This window comes from Paratissierella segnis, from assembly GCF_014385195.1.
Taxonomy (GTDB): domain Bacteria; phylum Bacillota; class Clostridia; order Tissierellales; family Tissierellaceae; genus Paratissierella; species Paratissierella segnis.
The window spans coordinates 114307-123552 of sequence record NZ_JACRTG010000003.1; the positions used below are offsets into that span (position 1 = coordinate 114307).

Annotated in this window: 6 protein-coding genes; all 6 read left to right on the forward strand. The window is 35.7% G+C overall.

Annotated features, from left to right (window positions below; all coding sequences use genetic code 11):
* Positions 1–110: 110 nt before the first annotated feature.
* From H8707_RS01255 to H8707_RS01280, 6 genes are read left to right on the forward strand one after another with little or no spacing between them, the layout of a single operon-like run.
* A complete protein-coding gene (locus tag H8707_RS01255) occupies positions 111–1154 on the forward strand; it encodes an ABC transporter substrate-binding protein (RefSeq protein ID WP_262428328.1) in 1044 nt (347 codons plus the stop codon).
* Between the two features lie 17 nt (positions 1155–1171).
* Complete coding sequence (locus H8707_RS01260; protein ID WP_262428329.1) at positions 1172–2155, forward strand: FecCD family ABC transporter permease; 984 nt, start codon at positions 1172–1174, stop codon at positions 2153–2155.
* Between the two features lie 4 nt (positions 2156–2159).
* The gene (locus tag H8707_RS01265; RefSeq protein WP_262428330.1) at positions 2160–2948 is read left to right on the forward strand and encodes an ABC transporter ATP-binding protein; all 789 of its coding nucleotides are present in this window, start codon (positions 2160–2162) and stop codon (positions 2946–2948) included.
* Positions 2949–2959: 11 nt separating this feature from the next.
* Positions 2960–6673, forward strand: coding sequence for a magnesium chelatase subunit H (bchH, locus tag H8707_RS01270; protein WP_262428331.1), 3714 nt, complete (start codon positions 2960–2962; stop codon positions 6671–6673).
* A 13-nt stretch (positions 6674–6686) separates the two neighbouring features.
* Entirely contained in the window at positions 6687–8552 is a 1866-nt protein-coding gene (locus H8707_RS01275) for a magnesium chelatase subunit D family protein (protein ID WP_262428332.1), read from the forward strand.
* A 20-nt stretch (positions 8553–8572) separates the two neighbouring features.
* The gene (locus tag H8707_RS01280) at positions 8573–9055 is read left to right on the forward strand and encodes a hypothetical protein (protein WP_262428333.1); all 483 of its coding nucleotides are present in this window, start codon (positions 8573–8575) and stop codon (positions 9053–9055) included.
* The last annotated feature ends 191 nt before the right edge of the window (positions 9056–9246 follow it).

Sequence of the window (9246 nt, forward strand, 5' to 3'; positions counted from 1 at the left end):
TTATTTAATTAATCATATATAATAATTTATTTGCGAGCAAACTTCAGCAACCGAGAATAAAAGGTAGCTGAAGTTTTTTTATCTTTTAAATCAAAGAGAGGGTGAAAAATATGAAACACTATAGGATTATATTATTTCCGTTGATTCTAATCATGATGATGTCCATCGTAACAGGATGTACTAAAACAACAGGTGTAGGAGGATTGAGCAATACAAAATCCGTAGAAAAAGCAGGGGACAATGAACTGGCAATATCAGTTGAGGGGACAAGCTATCCCTTAACGGTGAAGGATTTTCTTAAACTTGAAACAGTTATAGAAAAGAAGCCGGAAAATGCAGCAGTTTTATCCGGTACTCCTTTAAATATTTGGTATGATTTAGGAGGAAAATCTATATGTACATCAGATGTGTCGAATAATGTAAAGCTTATACCTGAATATGAAGATGAGATAAAAAGCCTTCCAAGTATAGGACCTGTGTATTCCATAGATATGGAATCTGTAATTTCTCATCAACCGGATTTAATAATAGCTCAAGTCGGTACTCAGTCAACGCAGGCAAAGAAATTCAGAGATATGGGCTTTGACGTAATTACTACTCATATAAGAGGATATGATGACGTCATATCGACTTACAGAGCATTTGGCAAGATATTGGAAAATGAAAAATTAGCCGAATCTAAGATAGACGAACTGGAAAGAAAAAAGGAAGAAATAGTAGCTAAACTTCCAAATGAGAAAAAATCAGTTGTAATATTGTACATAACGTCCAAAACCATTGCAGTAAAATTGGACAATAGTATAGCAGGAGATGTGGCAAATATATTGAAGCTGGATAATATTGCCTCGGATTTGCCGGCGGATACTATAGGCTCGGAAACTACGCCTTTAGATATAGAGTATATTGTTGAAAAGGACCCTGACTATGTATTGGTCACCAGTATGATAGGCAGTAATGAATTGGCAAAGAAGTTAATCGAAGAAGAATTTGCAAACAATCCTGCATGGAAAGGCGTAACAGCCATTCAGAAAGGCAGGGTTGCACATTTGCCTCAAGAATATTTTTTATATAATGCAGGACCATATTACGATGAAGCTATAGAGTATATGGCTGAAATTATATATCCGGAAATATATAAAGGGGTGACCCAATAATTATGCAGGAGGATATTTTGCTTAGAGACAGAAAAGGATTTAAAATTGGGGTTATTATACTTCTCATAATATTTCTGTTTATAGCATTTTTGGTGGGAAATATAAAAGGAACTCTAAAGGTAGAGCCAAAGCGTATATTTGAAGTCATTATGACAGATGACGGAAGTCCGGAGAGGATGGTCATTTGGAATATAAGATTGCCTCGGATGATATTGGCAGCTCTGGTAGGGACAAATCTAGCATTGTCAGGGGCTATTTTGCAGGGAGTAATGAAGAATCCATTGGCTGATCCAAGCATTATAGGCATAAGCAGCGGAGCAGGACTTTTTGGGATTGTTGTATTGGTAGTATTTCCACAGTATATAGGACTTGTTCCCATAGCAGCTTTTATAGGCGCTATGTTTGCAGCATTCTTGATATATATATTATCATGGAAGGGCGGAATACAGACTACAAGAATAATATTGGCAGGAGTTGCCGTATCGGCTTTATTTGGAGCAGGTATATCAGGAATTTTAGTCTTTTATAGTGACAGGGTTCATGGAGCATTGACCTTTATGAATGGAAGTCTATCCTCCAGAAGTTGGCCGGAAGTATGGACCATATTACCGTATACAATAGCGGGATTCATCCTAGTCAATGTATTTGCAGAGAAATTAAATATTCTGGTATTAGGCGATGATGTCGCCAGAGGTGTTGGGTTGAATGTAGAGGCGACAAGGTTAGGATTTACGGCATTAGCGGCCTTTCTTGCTGCTAGTGCTGTAAGTGTTGTAGGACTTTTAGGATTTGTGGGTCTTATTGTCCCTCATAGCATAAGGCTTATAATGGGCAATGACTATAAATATATGTTTCCTGCAACTGCGCTATTAGGCTCTGTACTTTTAATGTTCAGTGACACATTTGCAAGGACATTTTTAAGTCCCACAGAGATTCCGGTAGGAATAGTAATGGCTGTTGTAGGAGCGCCATTCTTTTTATTCCTGCTGAGAAGGGAGTAAATGTATGAAAGATATTATTCTGGGAGTAAAGGATTTGAGCGTTAACTATAAAAATAAGAATGTTTTGGCTGGAGTAGATTTAGAAATTGAGAAGGGAAAAATCTATTCCATTATAGGACCTAATGGATGCGGGAAAACTACTTTAATTCGTGCGATGAGCAAAAGTTTGAAACCTAAAAAAGGGAAGGTTTTGCTCAATGGAGACGATATTTTTGAAATGAAGAGTAAAGAGATAGCCAAAAAGATGGCTATCCTAAACCAAAACAATACAACCATGAGTGATGTAACTGTAAAAAAGCTAGTTCAATATGGAAGATATGCACATAGAGATTGGTGGAAAGGTTTGAATAAAGAAGACGATGATATAACAGAATGGGCAATGGAAAAGACCTTTGTTGCAAATTTAAAAAACAGACGGATAGATACCCTATCCGGTGGAGAAAGACAGAGAGCTTGGCTTGCAATGTCTATTGCGCAAAAACCGGAGATTTTATTATTGGATGAACCCACTACTTATCTGGATATATGCCATCAATTGGAGATACTGGAGTTGGTGTCCAAATTGAACAAAGAGGAAGGAATAACAATAGTTATGGTGCTGCACGACATAAATCACGCAGTTAGATATTCGGATGAAGTTATCGTCATATATGATAAAAATATATATACAAAGGGAGATTCTTGGAGCATATTAAAATCTCAGGTAATTGAAGAAGTATTTAATGTTCAAACTGAAACAATAATTGATAAGGAAAGTAATAAGCCTATTTTCTATGCTAAAAGAGTCATTTAGGAGGGATTAAGATGAAGCTTACATTTGTAACTGTATCATCCCCTGCAATAAGATGCTTGATTGAAGCGGGAAAAGAAATAAAAGAGAAATACCCGAAAACGTTGGATTTAAATATATATTATGGAATAGAAGAGCAGGATGAGAAATGCGGCAAAAGATTAGTTGAAGATATCAAAACCAGCGATCTGGTATTTGTAGATTTGATGGGAAGCCCTTCATCTTTGGTAGAGTATGTATATATGGGACTTGAAGAGTGCAAAGGGCATATAGTTCCATATGGAGGAGGAGCAAGGGAATATATGCGTCTCGGAGGTTTTACTGCTGAAAGCATGAAAAGTGATAATAAGAAGGTGGATATGGCTCGAATTGCAAAAATGAGAAATACCGCTGAAACTTTAGGTAAAATAATGCCGGGTAAGATGCGGGATATGAGAAATTATTCCAATATTATGAAGTATTTTAAGACAGCGGATAATTACAATATTTCAAATATGCTGTATCTGATGCTGAGAGATTATGGAAATATAAAAAATATGCCCAAGCCTCTTGACCCGAAAGAGACGGTGGGAGCAGGTATATGCAATCCTCAGAACATGTATTTTTATGAAAATTATGATGAATATATAAGGGATTTTCCATATGATAAATCAAAACCCATTGTATCCATGCTTTTTTATGGGCATACATATCCTATGGATACATCATCCTCTGTTGCAGGGATTAAGAAAAGGATAGAGGAGTTTGTCAATGTACTGCCTGTTGGAATTTCAGGAGATTATAAAAATAACGAGGATAAAATAAGAAATATATTGTTGAAGTCCACAGAAAAGCCTATAGATCTTATAGTCAATTTTATGTCTTTTAGGTTGGGTGCAGGACCTATGGGAGGCGATTTTCAAGCGGCTGTAGATATGCTGAAGGAAATTGATGTGCCCTATTTTCATCCATATTTTATGTCCAGAAGAACTGTCGAGGAGTGGAAGGATTCCATACAAGGAGCCAGCAGTTCGGAAGTTTTAATCTCCGTTATGCTGCCTGAACTTGACGGATGCATTGAGACATATCCCGTTGGTGCTATGGGTGAACCGCAGTATGACGCGGAATTTGATATCATGACGGATGAACTTACTTTAATAGATGAGAGAGTGGATAAGCTAATCTCCAGAATACAATCCTATATTCACATTAAAAATATGGCAAATAAGGATAAGAAAATAGCTATCATATGCTATAACTACCCTCCGGGAGAGAGCAATCTATTTGGAGGAGCTTTTTTAGATACCTTTAATTCAATAGAAAATATATTAAAGAATTTACATGAAAATAATTATGATTTAGACCCTTTGACTAAGAAAGAGCTTATGGAAAGATTTACAGCAGGAGGAATTGTAAATTCGGGGAGATATAGCGATGCTTGCGACAAAATGATAATATATCCAGATAAAAATTATAAAAAAGATTTAGAAAATAGCTTTGATTATGATGAAATGATAAAAGAATGGGGTAATTCCCCGGGGAATATAATGGCTACCGACAGCAATGAGTTTTTAATTCCCGGAATAGTGGATGGAAATATATTCATAGGCTTGCAGCCTGCCAGAGGTACCAATGAGGATGTAGAAAAATCATATCATGATAAGACTATGCCCCCTCATCATCAGTATATAGCATTTTATAAATGGATAAAGGAAGAATTTAAAGCTGATGCGATTATCCATGTGGGAACTCACGGGACCTTGGAATTTCTAAAGGGCAAAGAGTGCGGCATGAGCGGAAATTGTTATCCGGATAGATTGTTAGCGGATATACCCCATATATATTTGTACTATTGCGGAAATCCATCAGAGGCAACTATAGCTAAAAGGAGATCTCATGCAAATTTAATCGGATATCAGCCGCCGGTTTTCATTCAGGGTGAATTATATGGGGATTATTCAAGACTGATGTCCTTGATAGACAATTATCATCAATCTCTATCATTAGCTCCGCAGACCAGCGAAGATATATTATCGGATATCAAAGAACTATCAGAAAAACTTAATTTGCCTGAAGACTTGGATGAAATCGAATCGGAATTATATAGGATGAAAAGAAGTCTTATACCAAAAGGACTGCATATATTTGGCGAAGGTTATAGTATGGAAGAATCAAAGGAATATGCAAAGGGCATATTGAGATATAGTAGAAATGGCATCACAAGCATTAGAGAATTGGTTGCAAGGTCAAAAGGTTATGATTTAAATGAGCTTTTGGACAATTGCCAGTATGAAACTGTAAAAGCAATTGATGATGCAGCAGAAAAAATAGTGGACTTTTATTTTGAAAACAAGAATTTGGAGGGATTCCCATATATAGACAAAACAAATATTGACGAGTATATAGATTCCTTAAACTATGGTATGGGAATTGTTGAAACTTCCGGAGAAAATCACGAGATGAAAGGATTATTGAGGGTATTGGATGGAAAATATAATCCTGCAAAACTGGCAGGAGATATATATAGACATCCTGATATATTGCCTTCCGGGTACAATCTCTTTCAATTCGATCCAAGACTTATACCTACTAAAACTGCATATGTGAGAGGTGAAAAGATATGCAATAATACCTTGGAAGCATATAAGAAAGAGGAGGGATCTTATCCGCTATCCACTGCTGTTATACTTTGGGGAATGGAGACTTCAAGGACCCAAGGAGAAACATTTTCTCAAATTTTAGCTTATTTGGGAGTGAGGATTTCCGAAAAGAACAGCACATGGGAGCCCAGATTTGACATCATTCCTATAGAGGAATTGGGAAGACCTAGGATAGATGTTACTATAAATATGTGTGGATTTTTCAGAGATATGTTTCCCAATTTAATTGGGAATCTAAGCGAAATATTTGAAGCCCTATGGCAATTGGATGAAAGTGATGAAGAGAGCTATTTTAAGAGAAATACAAAGAGAATTTATAAAAAGTTATTAGACGAAGGCTATGAAGAGAAGAAAGCCTTAGAATTAGCTGCATCCAGAATTTTTGGACCAAAAGAGGGAAGCTATGGAACAGGCATAACAAATATTATAGAGACGAAGAATTGGGAGGAAGAAGAGCAAATAGGCAAGGCCTATATTGATAGTCTTCAATATGTATACAACAATAGAGTTCGCGGCAAAAAGATAGAAGGTCTATATGAAGAAAATCTAAAAACTGTAGAAATAATCTCACAAATAAGAAGCAATCATGAATATGAGATCACGGATTTGGATCATTATTATGAATTCATAGGAGGATTATCAAAATCTGTGGAAATGGTAAGAGGAAAGAAGGCTTCAGTATATATAGCTGATACGACAGGTGATAGGATTCACAGTGAAAGCATTGAAAAATCCATAGGGAGAGGTATAAGGACCAGAGTGCTCAATCCAAAATGGATAGATGGAATGCTTGAACATCAATACCATGGAGTCCAAAAGATTGCTGATAGATTTGAAAACATCATGGGGCTTGCTGCTACCACAAACAAGGTGGAGGAATGGATATATGAAGATGTCTATGACTCTTATGTAGAAGACGAAGAGCTAAGGAAGAGGCTTATAGACAATAATCCCTATGCCTATATGGATATACTTGAACATATGATGGAGTATTATAACAGGGGGTATTGGGATGCTGATGAGGAAAAAATTGAAAAGATAAAGGAATTGTATTTGGAACTGGAGGACAATATAGAAGAAAAATTATAGAGAAGGTGTAAAAATGGATAGAAATAAGCTTGTGTATCCTTTCACTGCAATTGTAAGGCAGGAAGACATGAAGAAGGCATTGATATTGAATATTATCAATCCAAAGTTAAATGGAGTTCTTATAAGCGGAGAAAAGGGAACCGGGAAGTCCACTATAGTTAGAGGATTATCAAATATATCCAAATCTAAAGATGTAATTGAATTGCCACTTAATATTACTGAGGATAGGCTGATAGGGAGTATTGACTTAAAAAAGGCCATAGTATATGGAGAGAAAGGGTTTGAAAAAGGGATCCTATATAGGGCAAATAATCAGATATTATATATCGATGAAGTCAATTTATTGAGCGAACATATTGTCAACATTTTATTGGAGGTTATGTCTAGGGAAGTCAATGTGGTGGAACGAGAAGGAATATCTTACAGCCATCCTACCAAATTTATATTAATTGGCTCCATGAATCCGGAGGAGGGTATTTTAAGACCTCAGTTATTGGACAAGTTTGGACTATATGTGGAAGTCAAAGGAGTAACTAATATAGAAAATAGGATGGAGATTATCAAAAGGCGCATGGATTATGAAAATAATCCAAGGGAATTTTCATTAAGATGGAAAGAAGAAAATAACAGGATAGAGGAAAAAATTGATTCAGCAAAAAAAATAATACAAGATATTAAAATAGATAATGGAAATTTATCCTTTGCAGTTAGCTTGGCAGAAGAGGGAAACTGCGCAGGCCATAGAGGAGAAATAGTATTGATTGAAACCTCCAAAGCAATTGCAGCTTTAAATCAAAGAAAGTTCATCACCAAAAAGGATATTGAGGAAGCTGCTTCATTTGCATTGCCCCACAGATTGAAAGAAGCTATGATTTTAGAGACCGAAGCAGAGCCTTTAGACGATAGTAAAATAGAAGATAGGAAGAATGATATATCTTCAGATGATAAAAGTAATGAAACTAATAGCATGAACTCAAACCAAGAAATTCAATTGGAAAGAGAAGGGGATTTGGAAAATGAAGAGATGAAAGAAAGCATAGAGGATATAGTCGGGACAAATAAACCCCTAAGCATAAATATTGAGTTTAAGGACAAAGTTTCAAACGAAGGTTCAGGCAAAAGATCTAAAGTAAAGACGAATACCCACAAAGGGAGATATATAAAATATAGATTTCCAAAGGAAAAGGTAAAAGATATAGCATTTGATGCTACTTTGAGGGCATCAGCTTCCAAGCAGAAGAATCGAGATAAAAATGGACTGGCAATATGCATAAAGGAAGAAGATTTAAGAGAAAAGGTAAGAGAAAAGCAAACAGGTGCAACTATTTTGTTTGCTGTTGATGCAAGTGGTTCCATGGGTGCAAGAAGGAGAATGGGAGCTGTAAAAGGAGCAGTGCTTTCTTTGTTAAATGATGCGTACCAAAAAAGAGACAATATTGGAATTGTAGTGTTTAGAAAAGATAAAGCCGAAGTAATGCTAAATATTACGAGAAGCGTAGATTTAGCGGAAAAATGTCTTAGAAATCTGCCAACAGGCGGGAAAACTCCTTTGGCAGCAGGGTTATATATTTCCTATCAGATTCTTAAGACTGATAAAATAAAAAATCCGGATTCTTTGCAATATCTTGTAGTTGTTTCCGATGGGAAGGCAAATGTTCCGCTAAAAACAAACAATCCCTTGCAAGATGCCTTTGAGTTAGGAGAAAAGATAAGAAATGAAGGGATTAAGACCATGGTAATAGATACTGAAGATAATTATATAGAATATGGATTTGCAAAAGATTTAGCGGAAAAGATGGACAGCGATTATATAAAAATCACTCAAATATCTAAAACAGATGTTGAGACAAGTGTAAAAAGCTTGCTTAATATAAATTAAATAGAGAAAAGGAGAAAGAAATGAAAAAAATTATAGCATTATTACTGGTATTTACCTTAGCAATGAGCTTTTTAGTAGGCTGTGGGAAGAAAGATAATGGTGAGAAAGATGTACCACCGACAGATAATCAAATAGAAGAAAACAAGGATCAAAATGATGACGCCGAAAAAGGAGAAACAAAATTTGAAGAAAAAGATGGACTTTTAATTTATGTAGATACGGAAAATAGTCCATTTGAGGATTCCGGACTGAAGATATCCATAAATAAAGATGAAAATTATGTTGAATTTATAAAGACTGATTTGGAAGGAAATGAAACAGTCGATTATTATAAATTTGACTATTCCACTAACACTATGGAAAAATATTATTACGTATCAGCTATGGGGACAGCATTTTATTATTATTTTGACTTAGAGACAGGAGAACTTGCAAAGGTTGAAGACGGAGACCATAAGGATACTACAGAAGGCATGAAGGAAGCAGGCAGGTTGAGCCTGTAAAATATTTTGTGTAAACTGTATAAATAATACTCTTCTTTGTTAATAATTGGAATAGATAAATACCAATTACAAGGAATCTCGTGGTAGAAAAGTATAGTAGTCACAGTAGTCGCTGTAGGGTTTTTCGGGGATAAATTAGTGGAATCTCGTGGTAGTAGTTGCAGTAGTCGCAGTAGTTGCTGTTGAAAAAG

Coding starts and splice junctions, on each gene's coding strand:
- H8707_RS01265 (WP_262428330.1), top strand. CDS start 2,160: ATGAAAGATATTATTCTGGGAGTAAAGGATTTGAGCGTTAACTATAAA.
- bchH (WP_262428331.1), top strand. CDS start 2,960: ATGAAGCTTACATTTGTAACTGTATCATCCCCTGCAATAAGATGCTTG.
- H8707_RS01280 (WP_262428333.1), top strand. CDS start 8,573: ATGAAAAAAATTATAGCATTATTACTGGTATTTACCTTAGCAATGAGC.
- H8707_RS01275 (WP_262428332.1), top strand. CDS start 6,687: ATGGATAGAAATAAGCTTGTGTATCCTTTCACTGCAATTGTAAGGCAG.
- H8707_RS01255 (WP_262428328.1), top strand. CDS start 111: ATGAAACACTATAGGATTATATTATTTCCGTTGATTCTAATCATGATG.